14 protein-coding genes are annotated in these 15,868 nt (G+C 73.0%); 6 read left to right on the top strand and 8 right to left on the bottom strand.

Translation table 11 applies throughout. From position 1 onward, the window contains the following. Positions 1–104: 104 nt before the first annotated feature. Both C7M71_RS07775 and C7M71_RS07770 read right to left on the bottom strand, forming a co-directional pair. Positions 105–2,276 carry a putative bifunctional diguanylate cyclase/phosphodiesterase gene (locus C7M71_RS07775; RefSeq protein ID WP_111492845.1) on the bottom strand — a complete coding sequence of 724 codons (2,172 nt, stop codon included), beginning with the start codon at positions 2,274–2,276 and terminating at the stop codon, positions 105–107. Continuing rightward, complete coding sequence (locus C7M71_RS07770; protein ID WP_111492844.1) at positions 2,273–3,073, bottom strand: SAM-dependent methyltransferase; 801 nt, start codon at positions 3,071–3,073, stop codon at positions 2,273–2,275. Before C7M71_RS07770 ends, C7M71_RS07775 begins: the two co-directional genes overlap by 4 nt. 337 nt (positions 3,074–3,410) lie before the next feature. Between C7M71_RS07770 and C7M71_RS07765 the strand changes: the two genes are divergently transcribed. From C7M71_RS07765 to C7M71_RS07755, 3 genes are all read left to right on the top strand, one after another. Next, positions 3,411–5,678, top strand: a complete 2,268-nt coding sequence (locus tag C7M71_RS07765) for a family 2 encapsulin nanocompartment cargo protein terpene cyclase (protein ID WP_111492843.1) — start codon at positions 3,411–3,413, stop codon at positions 5,676–5,678. Between the two features lie 3 nt (positions 5,679–5,681). Further along, a complete protein-coding gene (locus C7M71_RS07760) occupies positions 5,682–6,488 on the top strand; it encodes an ABC transporter permease (protein ID WP_111492842.1) in 807 nt (268 codons plus the stop codon). A 234-nt stretch (positions 6,489–6,722) separates the two neighbouring features. Next, the gene (locus C7M71_RS07755) at positions 6,723–7,307 is read left to right on the top strand and encodes a TMEM165/GDT1 family protein (RefSeq protein WP_111492841.1); all 585 of its coding nucleotides are present in this window, start codon (positions 6,723–6,725) and stop codon (positions 7,305–7,307) included. On the opposite strand, the gene C7M71_RS07750 is transcribed toward C7M71_RS07755, so the two are convergent. Together C7M71_RS07750 and C7M71_RS07745 are read right to left on the bottom strand one after the other, a co-directional pair. Further along, the gene (locus C7M71_RS07750) at positions 7,297–7,884 is read right to left on the bottom strand and encodes a hypothetical protein (protein ID WP_111492840.1); all 588 of its coding nucleotides are present in this window, start codon (positions 7,882–7,884) and stop codon (positions 7,297–7,299) included. The two genes, C7M71_RS07755 and C7M71_RS07750, sit on opposite strands and share 11 nt — an antisense overlap. A 34-nt stretch (positions 7,885–7,918) precedes the next feature. Further along, positions 7,919–8,926, bottom strand: a complete 1,008-nt coding sequence (locus C7M71_RS07745; protein WP_114914247.1) for a peptidoglycan-binding domain-containing protein — start codon at positions 8,924–8,926, stop codon at positions 7,919–7,921. 383 nt (positions 8,927–9,309) lie between these two features. On the opposite strand from C7M71_RS07745, the gene C7M71_RS07740 reads away from it, so the two are divergent. Further along, on the top strand, positions 9,310–11,439 hold the full coding sequence (locus tag C7M71_RS07740; RefSeq protein ID WP_111493223.1) for an MDR family MFS transporter: 2,130 nt from the start codon (positions 9,310–9,312) through the stop codon (positions 11,437–11,439). 104 nt (positions 11,440–11,543) lie between these two features. Here the strand turns inward: C7M71_RS07740 and C7M71_RS07735 are convergent, their stop codons facing one another. Next, positions 11,544–12,002: a TIGR03618 family F420-dependent PPOX class oxidoreductase gene (locus tag C7M71_RS07735; protein WP_111493221.1), complete on the bottom strand. Its 459-nt coding sequence runs from the start codon at positions 12,000–12,002 to the stop codon at positions 11,544–11,546. Between the two features lie 76 nt (positions 12,003–12,078). Then, positions 12,079–12,768, bottom strand: a complete 690-nt coding sequence (locus C7M71_RS07730) for a 4'-phosphopantetheinyl transferase family protein (RefSeq protein WP_111493219.1) — start codon at positions 12,766–12,768, stop codon at positions 12,079–12,081. 184 nt (positions 12,769–12,952) lie between these two features. Between C7M71_RS07730 and C7M71_RS07725 the strand changes: the two genes are divergently transcribed. Both C7M71_RS07725 and cutA read left to right on the top strand, forming a co-directional pair. After that, the gene (locus C7M71_RS07725) at positions 12,953–13,300 is read left to right on the top strand and encodes an antibiotic biosynthesis monooxygenase family protein (RefSeq protein ID WP_175607653.1); all 348 of its coding nucleotides are present in this window, start codon (positions 12,953–12,955) and stop codon (positions 13,298–13,300) included. A gap of 31 nt (positions 13,301–13,331) precedes the next feature. Beyond that, positions 13,332–13,655, top strand: a complete 324-nt coding sequence (gene cutA, locus C7M71_RS07720; protein ID WP_111493217.1) for a divalent-cation tolerance protein CutA — start codon at positions 13,332–13,334, stop codon at positions 13,653–13,655. Between the two features lie 131 nt (positions 13,656–13,786). Here the strand turns inward: cutA and C7M71_RS07715 are convergent, their stop codons facing one another. Then, positions 13,787–15,067: a sugar ABC transporter permease gene (locus C7M71_RS07715; RefSeq protein ID WP_111493215.1), complete on the bottom strand. Its 1,281-nt coding sequence runs from the start codon at positions 15,065–15,067 to the stop codon at positions 13,787–13,789. Then, positions 15,064–15,867: an ATP-binding cassette domain-containing protein gene (locus tag C7M71_RS07710; RefSeq protein WP_111493213.1), complete on the bottom strand. Its 804-nt coding sequence runs from the start codon at positions 15,865–15,867 to the stop codon at positions 15,064–15,066. Before C7M71_RS07710 ends, C7M71_RS07715 begins: the two co-directional genes overlap by 4 nt. Between the last annotated feature and the right edge of the window lies 1 nt (position 15,868).

Below are 15,868 nucleotides of genomic sequence, written 5' to 3'. Positions count from 1 at the left end.
GCCAACCATCCTGTCCTGACGGGCTGTTGCCTGCTCTTCATCGTAGAAGGAGACTGATCGTCATGAACAGCTTCTGCCGGAGGGGTTGACCTCCGCCCCGGCGGTCAGCACGGCAGGACGGCCGAGGCGGCCAGGGCGGGCAGCCGCTCGGCGGGGCCGGGGCGGCCATAGAGCCACCCCTGGGCGGTGTCGCAGCCCAGCGCGCGCAGCCGGTCGGCCTGGTCGGCGGTCTCGACCCCCTCGGCGGTCACGGCGAGGCCGAGTGCGCGGGCCAGCGAGACCAGCGCGGTGAGGATCTTCTCGGCGGTCGGGTCGGGCAGGTCCGGACCGGACAGGTCGCCGGTCAGCGACCGGTCGATCTTGAGGCTGTGGACCGGCAGCCGGTGCAGATGGGAGAAGTTGGAGTAGCCGGTGCCGAAGTCGTCCAGCGCGATGGTGACCCCGTGGTCGGTGAGCCGCCGCAGCGCGTGCAGCGCCTGGTCGTCGGCGCCGATCAGGGCGTTCTCGGTGACCTCAAGGCAGAGCACCTCCGGGTCCAGCTCGGCCTCCTTGAGGATACGCAGCACATCGTGCACCAGCTCCGGCGAACGCGCCTGGCGCGGCGCCAGGTTGACATTGATCCGCAGCGGGATGTCCGGCAGCTGCCGCTGCCAGGCGCGGGCCTGCCGGCAGGCGGCCTCCAGCACCCAGCGGCCGAGCGGCACGATCAGCCCGGTCTGCTCGGCCAGCGGGACGAAGGCGTCCGGGCCGAGCGTGCCGTGCTGCGGATGGCGCCAGCGCACCAGCGCCTCGGCGCCGACCACGCCGCCGTCGCGCAGCGAGACCAGCGGCTGGTACTCCAGGAAGAACTCGCCGCGCTCCAGGGCCGTGGGCAGATGGGTGCGGAGGGTGGAGCGGGCGATCTCCCGGGCGTGGCTGTCCGCGTCGTACAGCACCCAGCGCCCTGTCCCCTCGGCCTTGGCGCGCAGCAGCGCGATGTCGGCGGCCTGCACCACCTCGGCGGGCTCCATGGCGTCGGAGGCGCAGGCCAGCACGCCGGCGCTGACGGTGACCGAGAGCGGGCGGCCGCCGACCTGCACGGCGGTGCCGAGGGAGCCGATCAACTGCCGGGCGAGGTCGGCCATCTCCTCCTCGCCGGCCGGGTCGGCCACCAGCACGGTGAACTCGTCGCCGCCCATCCGGGCGACGGTCTTGCCGGGGTCGTCCAGGCAGTGCCGGAAGCGCTCGGCGACGGCGGAGAGCAACTGGTCGCCCGCGTGGTGGCCCAGCGAGTCATTGACCGTCTTGAAGCCGTCCAGGTCGAGGTAGCAGACGCCGACGGAGCCGATGGAGGAGTCGGGGGCCATCGCCCGGCCCAGCCGCTCCAGGAAGAGCGCCCGGTTGGGCAGCCCGGTGAGCGGGTCGTGGGTGGCCTGGTGGTGCAGCCGGTCGTGCAGCATCCGGCGCTCGGTGATGTCCTCCATCATGGCGACCTGGTACTGCGGGCGCCCCTGGTCGTCGCGGATCAGGGAGACGGTGAGGTCGGTCCAGACGACCGAGCCGTCCTGCCGGAAGTAGGGCTTCTCGGCCCGGAAGTGGTCGCGGTCGCCGCGCACCGAGTCCTGGTACAGCTCCCAGACGCCGTCGGTGTCGTCGGGGTGCACGAAGTCGGTGACATTGAGGTGGCGCAGGTCCTCGGTGCTGGCGGCGAGCATCCGGGCCAGTGCGTCGTTGACGTCCACGATGCGGCCCTGGAGGTCGGCGATCCCGATGCCGATGGCGGCGTCGCGGAAGAGGGCCTGGAAGCGGGCCTCGCTGGCGCGCAGCGCCTGCTCGGCGCGGACCTGCGCGGTGAGCGCGGCGCGGGAGATGGCCTCCTGCTCGCCCAGCGCGCGTTCGCGCAGCTCCCGGGCGTAGCCGGCGGCGAGGTGGTGCTGGAGCCGGGTGAGCCGGTTGCGCGCGGTGCCGGGCTCGCCGCTGAGGTCGGCCGGGCAGTAGAGCAGCAGATACGACTCGATGACGTCCAGGGTCTGCGCCAGGGCCTGCGGGTCGGTGCAGTGCGCGCGGACCAGGGCGGCGCCGATGTCGCGGGCCGGCCAGGGATGGAACGGGCGGCCCGCCAGCAGCGAGTGCAGGCGGGCCGCCAGGGTTTCCAGGTACGCCTGGAGTTCGGCGCGGCTGAGCGAGGTGGTGCTGACCGGGTAGACGGCGCGGCACCAGACGGCGGCGAAGCGCTCCAGGGCGTCACGGGGACCCCGCGCGGCGGCGGGGTCCCCGTGGGGGGCGGCGCTGGTCACGGCTTGCGTCCCACTCCTACATAGCCGCTGAACCGGGACGGGTCGTCGTCGGCGGCCTGGGCGTTGTCGCCCCACTCGCCGATGAGGACCACGCCCGGGTCGGGCTCGAAGCCCTCGAAGAACCGCTCCACCTGCTGCCGGGTCCGCATCACGAACGGGGTGCCGACCCGCTGGTAGAGGTCCTCGATCCGGGAGGCCTCCGCCGGGCGGGTGTCCTGGCTGGCGTGCGACAGCACCAGTCGGCTGCCCGGGGCCAGGGCGTCCCGCAACTCGCCCACCAGCGCGTACGGGTCGGCGCTCTCCTCCACGAAGTGCAGCACCGCGACCAGCAGCAGGGCCACCGGCCGGTTGAGGTCGACCAGCCCGTCGGCCTCGACCCGGGCCAGGATCTCCTTGGGCCGCAGCAGGTCGGCCTCGACGACGGACGCCTGCGGCACCTCGGCGAGCAGCGCCTGGCTGTGGGCGACCGCCACCGGGTCGTGGTCGATGTAGACGACCCTGGCGTCCGGCGACGCCTCCAGGGCGACCTCGTGCACATTGCCGAAGGTGGGTATGCCGGAGCCGATGTCGAGGAACTGGGTGACACCGGCTGCTGCGGACTGCCGTACGGCGTCGCGGATGAAGGCCCGGTTGGCCTGCATGATCTTCGGCAGGTCCGGCAGGATCTCGATCGCCCTGCGGCCGGCCTCGCGGTCGACCTCGAAGTTGTGCGAGCCGCCCAGGAAGAAGTCGTACATGCGGGCCGCGCTGGCCTTGGTCAGGTCGATCCCCTGCGGTGCCCACGTCGGACGGTCCACTGGCGCCCCTCCAGTCGCTGGTTGGCCGGGAGCGCTGTCGCCCCCGCTGCCGACCGCACGCTACCCCGAACACTCCTGCGATATCCCCACAACCGGAATCCCGACCGCGAATTGGCGCGAAGACGGTGGGCCCGGAGCACTACCGGGCAGCCCGCCGGGTGTCGATGGACGGTTCGGCAGGTGGCGTGGGACGCACTGCGCCATCGTGGTGATCATTATTCGTCGAACACCCGGAATCACCCTTTCTGATGGGTTGCACGCCATTCCGCAGCCATCGCTCCCCCGATGAGCCTAGCGTCCGTACCGATCGCCGACCCGGAGGAGAGTCGAGGCACGGATGTCGCAGCCGTTCACGCTCCCGCAGTTCTACGAGCCCTACCCCGCACGGCTGAACCCCCATCTGGAGGCCGCCCGGGAGCATTCCAAGGCATGGGCCCGCGAGATGGGGATGATCGAGGGCTCGGGCGTCTGGGACGAGCATGACTTCGACTCCCATGACTATGCGCTGCTCTGCGCGTACACCCATCCGGACGCACCGGCCGCCGAGCTGGCCCTGGTAACCGACTGGTATGTGTGGGTCTTCTTCTTCGACGACGACTTCCTGGAGAGCTTCAAGCGCACTCCGGACATGCAGGGCGCCAAGGCGTACCTCGACCGGCTGCCGGCCTATATGCCGGTCGAGCCGTCCGCCGGGCCGCCGCCCGAGCCGACCACCGCGGTGGAGCGCGGCCTGGCGGACCTCTGGGCGCGGACCGTACCGGCCATGTCGGAGGGGTGGCGGCGCCGCTTCGCCGAGTCCACCCAGCACCTGCTGGAGGAGTCCCTCTGGGAGCTGTCCAACATCAGCGACGGCCGGGTCTCCAACCCGCTGGAGTACATCGAGATGCGCCGCAAGGTCGGCGGCGCCCCCTGGTCCGCCGGGCTGGTGGAGTACGCCGCGGGCGCCGAGGTCCCGGACGCCATCGCGGCCAGCCGGCCGATGCGGGTCCTCCGGGACGCCTTCGCCGACGGCGTCCATCTGCGCAACGACCTCTTCTCCTACCAGCGGGAGATCGAGGAGGAGGGCGAGCTCTCCAATGGCGTGCTGGTCTTCGAGCGGTTCCTGGACTGCACCACCCAGCAGGCCGCCGACGCCGTCAATGAGCTGATCACCTCCCGGCTCCAGCAGTTCGAGCACACCGCCCTCACCGAGCTGGCACCGCTCTTCGCCGAGCACGGGCTGGACCCGGCGTCCTGCGCCGACGTCCTGGCCTATGTGAAGGGCCTTCAGGACTGGCAGTCCGGCGGCCATGAGTGGCATATGCGCTCCAGCCGCTATATGAACGGCGCCACCCGGGGCACCGCCCCCGGTGACACCCCGGCCGGCGGCGGCCTGCCGGTGCTGGGCGGCCCGGTCGGCCTGGGCACCTCCGCCGCCCGGATCGCCACCTCGCTTGTGGCCACCCTGCCCAAGCGGCTCAAGAGCCATGCCCATGTGCCCTTCCAGGCCGTGGGGGTGATCCGCATCCCGGACCTCTACATGCCCTTCACCACCCAGCTGAGCCCGTATCTCGACACCTCCCGGGAGAACGTGGTGACCTGGGCCCGCCGGATGGGCATGCTGGCCCCGGTGCCGGGCGTGCCCGCCTCCGGGATCTGGGACGAGCACAGCCTCAGGGCGTTCGACTTCGCCCTCTGCTCGGCCGGCATCCACCCGGACGCCTCCCTCGACCAGCTGGACCTGACCACCGGCTGGCTCACCTGGGGGACATACGGCGACGACTACTACCCGGCCGTCTTCGGGCGCACCTCCGACCTGGTCGGCGCCCGGCTCTGCACCAAGCGGCTGGCGGCCTTCATGCCGGTGGACTCCGGCACCGCCCCCATCCCGACCAACCCCCTGGAGCGCGGGCTGGCGGACCTCTGGGCCCGTACCGCCGGACCGATGACCCCCGGCGACCGGCGGCGGTTCCGGGCCACCATCGAGGACATGACCGACAGTTGGCTCTGGGAGCTCGCCAACCAGGCGGAGAACCGCATCCCCGACCCGGTCGACTACATCGAGATGCGCCGGATGACCTTCGGCGCGGACCTCACCATGAGCCTCTCCCGGCTCTCCCACCCGAGGACGCTGCCGCCCGAGGTCTACCGCTCCCGGCCGGTGCAGGCGATGGAGCACGCGGCGTCGGACTACGCGGCGCTGATCAACGACCTGTACTCCTATCAGAAGGAGATCCAGTTCGAGGGGGAGATCCACAACGCGGTCCTGGTGGTGCAGGACTTCTTCGGCTGCGGCCTCCAGGAGGCCCTGGGCATCGTGGCCGACCTGATGGCCTCCCGGATGCGGGAGTTCGAGCATGTCGTCGCCGATGAGCTGCCGGTGCTGGCCGACGAGTTCGACCTCGACGCGGCCGGCCGTGCGACACTGACCGGCTATGCGGAGGAGCTCAAACACTGGCTCGCCGGGATCCTCATCTGGCACCGGGGGTGCCGCCGGTACCTGGAGTCCGAACTGCGGCGCCCGGTGGGGGTACCGGAGCGGCCCTTCGGCGGCCCCGCCGGGCTCGGCACCTCCGCCGCCCGACTCGTACCGGCACTCGGCCTGGTGGGTCAGCGCCGGGAGTGACGCATGACCGCCCCGAGCGGCGGCAGCGGGTCGCAACTGCTGCCGGTGACGCCCGCGCTGGGGGTGGCCATGGCGGTGCTGCTGGCCGCCGGGGTGGCCGCCGCCGGATGGGGGCGGCTGGGGCACGGCCGGGCGGTGCTGCGGGCCGGGCTGCGGGCGGTGGTGCAACTGGCCGCCGTCGCCGCGGTGATCGCCTGGGTGGTGCGGTCGCTGCCGCTGTCGCTGCTCTTCGTCCTGCTGATGTTCACGGTGGCGGTGCGCACCGCCGGCCGCCGGATGACCGCCGGGCCGAACTGGGTCTGGGCGGCGGCGCCCATCGCGGCGGGCGTGGCCCCGGTGCTGGTGCTGCTGGTGGCGGCCGGACTGCTGCCGCTCAAGGGCATCTCGCTGATCCCGGTCGCCGGCATCCTGATCGGCGGCGCGCTCACCGCGACCTCGCTCTCCGGCCGCCGGGCGCTGGACGAGCTGGCGCAGCGCCGGGGCGAGGTGGAGGCGGCGCTGTCGCTGGGGCTCACCGACCGGGACGCCCGGCTGGAGATCTGCCGGACGGCGGCGGCCACCTCGCTGATGCCGGCGCTTGACCAGACCCGCACCGTGGGCCTGGTCACCCTGCCGGGCGCGTTCGTCGGGATGCTGCTGGGTGGCGCCTCACCGGTGGCGGCGGGCGCGGTGCAGCTCTTTGTGCTGGTGGCGCTGCTGGCGGTGGAGGCGGTCGCGGTCCTGGTGGTGCTGGAGCTGGTGGGCCGGGGGCTGGTGCCGGGCGCGGCACCGGTGGCCCGCGAGCCGGGGGCAGGCCCGCACATCCGGTAGGGTGGCGGCTGATCGAAGGGGAGTAGCCCTCCACCGGACCGTCGACATACTGGCCGCCGCCTCGCGCGAAGGCCCGGCGCCCGGGGCATCGGCTCGGCGCGGCACGGTCCGCGCGACGGGTGCCGGCGAGACCTTCGGCCGCAGTGCTGTGTGCCATGCGCTGCCGTGCCGAAGCGACCCCCGAGGGAGTCACCGCCGGTACGGGAGCCCGACCGACGAGGAAGACCCCATCCGATGAGCCTCACCATCGCCGCGATCACCTTCGGCATCATCTTCCTGGCGGAACTGCCGGACAAGACGGCCCTGGCCAGCCTGGTGCTGGGCACCCGCTACCGGGCGAGCCATGTCTTCGCGGGGATCGCCGCCGCCTTCGCCGTCCATGTCGCCATCGCGGTCGCCGCCGGCAGCCTGCTGGCGCTGCTGCCGCACCGCTGGGTGGAGGGCGTGGTGGGCCTGCTCTTCCTGGCCGGGGCGGCGATGCTGCTCTTCCAGCGGGAGGGGGACGAGGACGAGCACGCCGCCAAGGAGCCGTCCTCCAACAGCTTCTGGAAGGTCGCCGGGTCCGGCTTCCTGCTGGTGCTGGTGGCCGAGTTCGGCGACCTGACCCAGATCACCACGGCCAACCTGGCCGCCCGCTACGCCGACCCGCTCTCCGTCGCCCTCGGCTCCTGGCTGGCGCTCTGCGCGGTGGCGGCGATTGCCATCGTCGGCGGTCAGAAGCTGATGAAGCATGTGCCGCTGCGGGTCATCACCAGGGTGGCGGCCGTCGTCATGCTGGTGATGGCGGCGGTCAGCATCGTGGGCGCGGTCAGGGGCTGACGCCGTCCGCCGTACGGACCTCCTGGAGCAGCCCCCAGGTGAAGTCGGCCACCGCCTGCCGGGCCACCCCGTCGGCGTCCGGCGCGGTGAAGGCCAGCCGCCACCGCGTGGGGGCGGTGCCCTCCAGCGGCCGGGCGGGGGCGAAGGCGGCGGCCACATCGCCGACCGTGCAGCTCCAGGGGTCCAGGTCGGCCAGGGTGTGCAGCTCGGGCGGCGGGCTGCCGGCGGCCCGTACCAGCCACTCGTTGAGGACGCCGCCGCCCGGGGCCAGCAGCAGCTCGAACCGCAGGTCCGGCCAGAGCGGCAGCGGCCAGCGCAGCGCCCGCAGCTCCAGGTCGCCGACCCGCTGCGGCCCCGCCGACTCCGGCGGCCCGAGGACGGCCAGGCAGCGGCGCTCGCCGTGCGGGAAGGTGCGGGACCGCAGCATCGCCTGCCAGCGGCGGTTGGCCTCCCGCATCTCGGCCCGGGAGGCGCCCAGCCTGCGGACGGCCTCCTCGACCAGTTCGGGGTGGAAGTCCGCCATTCGGCGGAGCAGTACCAACTGGAACTCCACGGGGCCGAAGCCGTTGATCGCCATGCCCCCAGGATGCGCGGTCAGGAGGGGAGGCGGCTCAGGGGAAGGCCCGCTCCAGCCGCTCCCGCGTGTTGGGCCCGTACACGCCCCGGGGGTCGCCCTGCACGCCGTACCAGGACTGGAACTGGGCGACCGCGTCCTCGGTCCGCCGGTCGTAGCTGCCGGACGGCCTGCCGTGGTACGTCCAGGCGCGGGCCAGCCGCTGCTGCAACTCGGTGACCTCGGGGCCGCTCATCCCCGGCGACAGGGTGCGCGGGCCGGTCTCGGCAGGGGTGGGGGCGACGGCCGACGCGGAGGTGGTGGCCTCCCCGGCGCTGCTGCTGACGGCCGGGTCCGGGGGCGGCGCCGCAGGCGCGCTGGTCCCGGGGGCGGCGGTGACCGCGCCCGAGGTGGCGGCGGCGGTGGTGCTGGTCTCCGCCGCCGGGGCGGTGCTGCCGGTGGCCTGGGCGGTGCCCGAGGCGGAGAGGGTGGCGGACGGCACGGCGGTCGCCGCCCGGGTCGTGGACGCCGGACGGCCGCTTGCCGTCGGGCCGGCGGAGAGCAGCGGGGCGCCGACCAGGGCGGACGCGGACGGTGCGGGGACGACGATGGCGGCCCGGTCCGATCCACCGCCCGAACCGGTCAGCGCCAGGCCGATGCCCGCAGCGGTCGGCACCGCCAGCGCGGCGGCGACCAGCGCCCCACGATGGCGGCGCCGCCTGGTCGCCGCCTGGCGGCCCGCCGCGCGGGAGTAGGGCACATGGACGGCCGTGGCCCGGCCCTCCATCGGGACCAGGGTGAAGTCGCCCGGGGCCGCCGCGGGTACGGCCTCCGGTGCCGATGCCTGCGCGCCGGAGGGCGGTGCGGACGGCGCCGGGCCCGGGGAGAACGGCTCGGGCGGCGGCACCGTGGCGACATCGGGTTCGCCCGACACATGGACATAGGGGCGGACCAGCGGCGGACCCTCGATATGCGGCAGCACCGCCGTCTCGGTCAGATCGGGAGGGCAGGCGCACAGCCCCCCGGTGCGCTCGGCGCCGCAGGCGGGGCAGTGCTGTCCCGGCATCCGACCGGTCCTCCTCCATTGCGCAGTGCTGCACCAACCGGGCGGGAGGCACAGGGCAGGCAGCCGCTCGGTGGAACAGGGACCGGTGGCGGGCGAAGGGCGCGTCGCACAGGGCGGGGCGCGCACGGGCCTCGGTCGCGCCCGATTATGCAGGATGCGCAGCTGATCGCACAGTGACGGCCGGAGACCGGTGGGCAGGCCCGCCCGGCTTGCCGGGATAGGGGTGGATTTCCGTCCCCTGCAACCGGGTTGGGGGATGCGTGCGCCCATGGACGGGTGCCTCGGCCGCCCACCCCTCGCCACGGCAGGGAAAAACCGGGACAAAGCTGACAGAATGGTCTGGCGGAGGGTCGATCACCGGACCGATGGTGTGAGGAGCTGGCATGGCGGACCACGCTGCCGAGCCCGGCCGTACGGGACCCCCCACGGGCAGCTCCGCAGGCGCCACCAGGCTCCCGCTCGGCACCTCGCCCGCCCCGCAGACCGGCCCGCCCGGGCCGGTCGGCAGCCTCTGGGTGGCCATCGGCGCACTGCTGCTGGCCATGCTGCTGGCCGCGCTCGACCAGACCATCGTGGCCACCGCCCTGCCCACCATCGTCAGCGACCTCGGCGGCCTGGACCACCTCTCCTGGGTGGTCACCGCCTATCTGCTGGCCTCCACCGCCGCCACCCCGCTGTGGGGCAAGCTCGGCGACATGTACGGGCGCAAGCGCCTCTTCCAGGTCTCCATCGTGATCTTCCTGGTCGGCTCGGCGCTCTGCGGCATCTCCCGGAACATGGGCGAGCTGATCGGCTTCCGCGCCTTGCAGGGGCTGGGCGGCGGCGGGCTGATCGTGCTCACCCAGGCCATCGTCGGCGACCTGGTGCCGCCCCGCGACCGAGGCCGCTACCAGGGCCTCTTCGGGGCCGTCTTCGGCGTCACCAGCGTGCTCGGCCCGCTGCTCGGCGGCCTCTTCGTGGACCACCTCAGCTGGCGCTGGGTCTTCTACATCAACCTGCCCATCGGCATCGTCGCGCTCCTGGTCATCGCGGCGGTGCTGCCCCGCACCGCGACCCGGCAGCGGCACACCGTCGACTACGCCGGCACCGGGCTCATCGCCGGCGTCGCCACCTGCCTGGTGCTGATGACCTCGCTGGGCGGCACCACCTGGCCGTGGTCCTCCTGGCGGGTCATCGGCCTGGGCGTGCTGGGACTGGCCCTGCTGGCGCTCTTCATCCGGGTCGAGCGGCGGGCCGCCGAACCGGTCCTGCCGTTGCGGCTCTTCCGGATGCGGACCTTCACCCTCGCCGCCGTCATCTCCTTTGTCGTCGGCTTCGCCATGTTCGGCGCGCTGACCTATCTGCCGACCTTCCTCCAGGTCGTCCACCAGGTGTCGCCGACCCTCTCCGGCGTCCATATGCTCCCCATGGTCCTCGGCATCCTGGTCACCTCCATCGCCGCCGGGCAGATCGTCAGCCGCACCGGCCGGTACAAGGCGTTCCCGATCACCGGCACCGCGATCACCGCCGTCGGCCTGCTGATGCTCTCCCGGCTCACCGAGCACAGCGGCAACCTGACGATGAGCCTCTCCTTCCTGGTCTTCGGCCTCGGTCTGGGCCTGGTCATGCAGGTGCTGGTGCTGGTGGTGCAGAACGCCGTCGGCTACGAGGACCTGGGCGTGGCCACCGCCGGGGCCACCTTCTTCCGCTCCATCGGCGCCTCCTTCGGCGTCGCCGTCTTCGGCACGATCTTCGCCAACGGCCTGAGCGACCGCATGGCCCGCGCCCTCGCCGGGGTGCGGCTGCCGCCCGGCTTCACCCCCGGCACCATCACCCGGGACCCCCGCACCGTCTCCGCGCTCCCCCCGCCGGTACGGGACGCCGTCCACCATGCGTACTCCCAGTCCATCACCCAGGTCTTCCTCTATGCGGTACCCGTGGTGCTGGTGGCCTTCGCCCTCAGCTGGTTCCTCCGGGAGCAGCCGCTGCGGCAGACCGTCACCACGCCCGACCTCGGCGAGACCATCGGCACCAACCCCGTCGAGCGCTCCTCCCTCGACGAGATCGCCCGCGCCCTCTCCAGCCTGGGTACCCGGGAGGCCCGGCACGGCCTCTACCGGTGCATCACGGCCAGGGCCGGCCTGGAACTGCGGCCGGCCTCCAGCTGGCTGATCCTGATGATGCGCAAGTACGGTGCGATCACCCCCGGGGAGGTCGCCGACCGGGGCGTCGTCCCCCGCCAGGTCGTCGAGGACGCCGCCATCGAAGTCGAGGGCCATGGCCTGGCGCGGCGCGAGGGCACCCTGCGGATGCGGCTCACCCCGCGCGGCGAACAGGTCGCCGACCGCCTGGTCGCCGCCCGCCGCGCCCAGCTCTGCGAACTCCTCGGCGACTGGGACGACACCGGCCACGCCGATCTGGCCGCGCTGCTCACCCGCCTCAGCAACGCCCTCTGCGGCGACCGGCGCGACCACCCCGGCGGTCCGGCCATCGGCCCCCGCCCGCAGCCGCACCCGGGCCGCGACCCGGCCTGAGCCCTGGGGTCTGCTTCGGCAGTGGATCTCGGCCGTGGAGGAGCACGCCCTGGGTGGCGTGGCGATCCGACGTTGTCTGCGGCGGGAGTCCTTCCCGGCAGACCCTAGGCGGTGATGTCGAGCGCCGCCCCGTACAGCCGGTCCACCTTCAACCGGATGACCACCCGGCGCTCGGCGACCAGCTGCCCCAGGAACGCGTCTTCGTCTTCCGGCTCCGCGCCCCTCGGGATGATCCCGAGTAGTTCCCGCCCGACCGCGTCCCCGGGAACCGCCGTGATCTCGGAGACCGAGGCCACGCCCTCGGCGACGGCGAACGACCACACGTCGCCGCCCTGCACATGCAGCGCGGCATGCGGGTCGCGCCGCAGGTGCTTGACCTTGACGCGGTCGGCCGTCGTCGAGAACCGCACGATGCGGGCCTCGGCGTCCCAGCTGTAGAGCATGGTGGTCAGGTGGGGATGGCCGGTGCGCTTGACGGTGGCGAGGGTGCCGTACTGCTGCTCGCCGAGCAGGTTGGAGAGGTCTTCGTCGGACAGCGGGCGAGGTGCGGGACCTTGAGTCATGGCATCCTCAACCTCCGTGGCTGTCAGGGCATTTCCTGCGTTCCACCAGTCCGACCACCCACTTTCACCGCACGCCCTAGGCCGCGCGCTCGGGGGCGGCGCAGACCTCGTCGGCCGGTACCACGATGGCCGTCAGCACCAGGCCGTCGCGGACCAGCCAGCGGCCGCTGAAGCCGGTCACCCCCGCCGCCTGCGCCACGGGTCCGGGCACCAGCAGCCGGGCGCTGAAGGTGCCGCTGCCCGGGTCGGCGGTGATCAGCGCGTCATCGAAGTCGAGCCAGCGCTTGGCCAGCGGGAACCACGCCTTGTACACCGACTCCTTGGCGCTGAACAGCAGCCGGTCCCAGGCCACTTCGGGCACGGAGGCGGTGAGTTCCCGGAGGCGCGTCCGCTCGTCCGGCAGCGAGATCGCCTCCAGGACGCCGTCCGGGAGCGGGAGGTGGGGTTCGGCGTCGATGCCGAGGGTGGCTATCTCGGCGGAGCGGCCCACCACCGCGCCCCGGTAGCCCTCGCAGTGGGTGATGCTGCCCACCACGCCCGGCGGCCAGAGCGGCTCGCCGCGCGGCCCGGACGGTATCGGGGAGGGCGGCAGGCCCAGCTGGGACAGGGCGCGGCGTGCGCACACCCGTGCGGTGGTGTACTCCAGGCGCCGTTTGTCGACCGCCCGGGCCACCGCCGCCCGCTCCTCGGGGAAGAGCGGGGCGTCGGGGACGTCCTCGTAGGTGTCCGCCGACACCACGGATGGGCCCACAATCGTCTCGATCACGATGATCTCCCGTTGGTGGACAGGGCCGCGCTGCTGACAGGTGATCGGGACTCACCGTAGCCGGAGCAGTGGCCGCCGGACCATCGCCCCTGGCATCTGACGGCCACTCAGGTAGCTGCGCCGTATGGCGGCGACCCGCATCACCCAGCGCGAGGGAATCCCGGGCGTGGGGCAGGATGGACCCATGAGCGTTGTGAAGATCAATGTGCTGACTGTGCCCGCCGAGCAGCGGGAGGTGCTGGAGCAGCGGTTCGCCTCCCGGGCCGGGGCCGTGGAGGGCTCCGACGGGTTCGAGTGGTTCGAGCTGCTGCGGCCGGTGGACGGGACCGACAAGTACCTGGTGTACACCCGGTGGCGGAGCGAGGAGGACTTCCAGCAGTGGATGTCCGGGCCGATGCAGGCCGCACACCGTGGCGGCGCCGGCGGCGGGTCGGGCAGCGAGGCGGGCGGCGAGCGGCCCAAGCCGGCTGCCTCCGACTCCTCGCTCTGGTCGTTCGAGGTGGTCCAGCAGGCCGCGCCGAAGCTGGGCTGACCCGGCCGCCCGGCAGCCCTACGCTCGCCGCATGACGAATCCTGACTTCATCGTGGTGACCACCACCCACGAAGCCGAGGAGCCGGCCAGGGACCTGGCCGCCAGGGTCGTGCGCGAGCGTCTGGCCGCCTGCGCCCAGGTCTACCCGGTCGACTCGGTGTACTGGTGGGACGGGGACGTCCGGGCCGAACCGGAGTACCGGATCGACTTCAAGACCCGCGCCGACCTGGCCGACCGGCTGACCGCCTATGTCGAGCAGCACCACTCCTATGAGACCCCCGAGGTCGTCGCGGTCCCGGTGACCGGGGGCAGTGCCGCCTATCTGGACTGGGTGGCGACCGAGACGGCCCGCTGACCCCGGGCATGCGGCGCCGGGCAGCGGGCAGCAGGCAGCGGGCAGCAAGGAAGCGGGCAGCAGGCAGCGGAGGCCCGGGCTCTCAGGGAGCTTCCGGGCCTCCGCGCCGTCCGCGGGCCAGGGTGACCCGCTCAGAGGCCGGTGGCCGCCGAGCGGCGCCGGGAGAGGGCGTCCACCCCGGCCGCGACCACCAGGACCAGGCCGGTGACGACGAACTTGACGCCGGAGCTGTAGCCGAGCAGGCCCATGCCGTTGTCGATGACGGCCACGACCGCGCCGCCGATGACGGCGTCGATGATCCGGCCGCGCCCGCCGAAGAGGCTGGTACCGCCGATCACCGCCGCGCCCACCGCGTAGAGCAGGGTGTTGCTGCCGCCGGCGTTGGGGTCCACCGAGTTGGCGCGGGAGGCGGCGAAGACGCCCGCCAGCGCGGCCATGGTGGAGCCGATGACAAAGACGGAGGTGCGGATGCGCGCGACCTTGATGCCGGCCCGCCGGGCCGCCTCGGCGTTGCCGCCCACCGCGTAGATGTGCAGCCCGTAGCGGGTGTACCCGAGCACGAAGGTCCACAGCGCGAGGAGGGCCAGCAGCACCGGGACCACGATGGGCACGCCCTTGAGGCTGACCACCAGGATGTTGCGGCTGCGCTCCTGGTTGAGGACGGCGACGGCGGAGGCCGCGATCACCACCACCCCGGCGACCTTGGCGGCGGCGACGGCGAACGGCTCGCTCTCCAGGCCCTTGCGGCGGCGGGAGCGCGCGGTGAGCGCCTTGGTCGCCGCGTACCCGCCCGCGACCAGGGCGAAGAGCACCCAGCCGAGCGCCGGTGCCAGGTTCTTGTTCTGGATGGCGAGGACGGCCTCATTGGTGACCGGGATATTGCCGCCCTGCCCGATGATGATCAGCACCACGCCCTGGAAGGCCAGGAAGCCGCCCAGCGTCACCACGAACGACGGGATGCCGACCCGGGCCACCAGCGTCCCCAGCACCAGCCCGATCACCGCACCGGTGCCCAGGGCGGCGGCCAGGGCGGCGGTCAGCGGCCAGCCGTGCTGGGTGAGGGTGACCGCGAGCACCGCCCCGGCCACGCCGCTGACGAACCCGGCCGAGAGGTCGATCTCGCCCAGCAGCAGGACGAAGACCAGCCCCATCGCGATGGTGGTGATCACCGCGCCCTGGGTGAAGAGGTTGGCGAAGTTGCCCGCCGTCAGAAACGCCGGCCGCAGGGCGCCGAAGACCGCGCAGAGCACGATCAGGCCCAGGACGGCCGGCAGCGACCCCATGTCGCCGCCGCGCACCCGGGCGCCGTACGCCCGCAGATGCGCCGCCAGATCGCGGCCGACGCGCTCGGCGGCGCCGGGCTCGCCGGTGCTCCCGCCGGAACTCGCGGTCTTGGCTGGGGAGATGGTCATGCCGGTACCTCGTCGTCCGTTTCGTTGAGGGACTCCCCGGTCTCGGCGGGCGCGAGGCCCAGGTCGCCGGAGCGCCCGGCCGTGATCAGCTCCACGATCCGGGTGTGGTCGATGTCCGCCCGCCTGACCTCGGCGGCCAGCTGCCCGAGGTAGAGGACGGAGACCCGGTCGGCGACGCTGAGCACGTCGTTCATGTTGTGCGAGATGAGGATGACGGCCAGCCCCGCGTCGGCCAGCCGCCGCACCAGGTCGAGCACCTGCCGCGTCTGGGCGACGCCCAGGGCGGCGGTGGGCTCGTCCAGGATGACGACCTTGCTGTTCCACAGCACCGCCCGGGCGATGGCCACGGTCTGCCGCTGGCCTCCGGAGAGGCTGGCGACCCGCTGCCGCACGGAGGTGACGGTGCGTACGGAGAGGCTCTCCAGGGTCTGGAGAGCCTTCTCCTCCATGGCGGCCCGGTCGAGCACCAGCCCGGAGCGCTCCTCGCGGCCCAGGAACATGTTCTGGACGATGTCGAGGTTGTCGCAGAGCGCCAGGTCCTGGTAGACGATCTCGATGCCGAGCGCCGAGGCGTCACGCGGCTCGTGGACGCGCACCGGCCGCCCCTCGAAGCGGAACTCCCCCGAGTCCACCGGGTGGATGCCCCCGATGCACTTGGTGAGCGTGGACTTGCCGGCCCCGTTGTCCCCGACGAGGGCCATGACCTCCCCCGGGTAGGCGTGGAAGTCCACGTTCTTGAGCACATGGGCGGGGCCGAAGCTCTTGTTCACCTGCGTGAGGGACAGGATGGGGTCGGGCATC

Origin of the sequence: Peterkaempfera bronchialis (assembly GCF_003258605.2) — a bacterium.
Classification (GTDB): Bacteria; Actinomycetota; Actinomycetes; order Streptomycetales; family Streptomycetaceae; genus Peterkaempfera; species Peterkaempfera bronchialis.
Note: the sequence above shows the minus strand (reverse complement) of the source record. Positions and strands in the feature narration are given on the sequence as shown.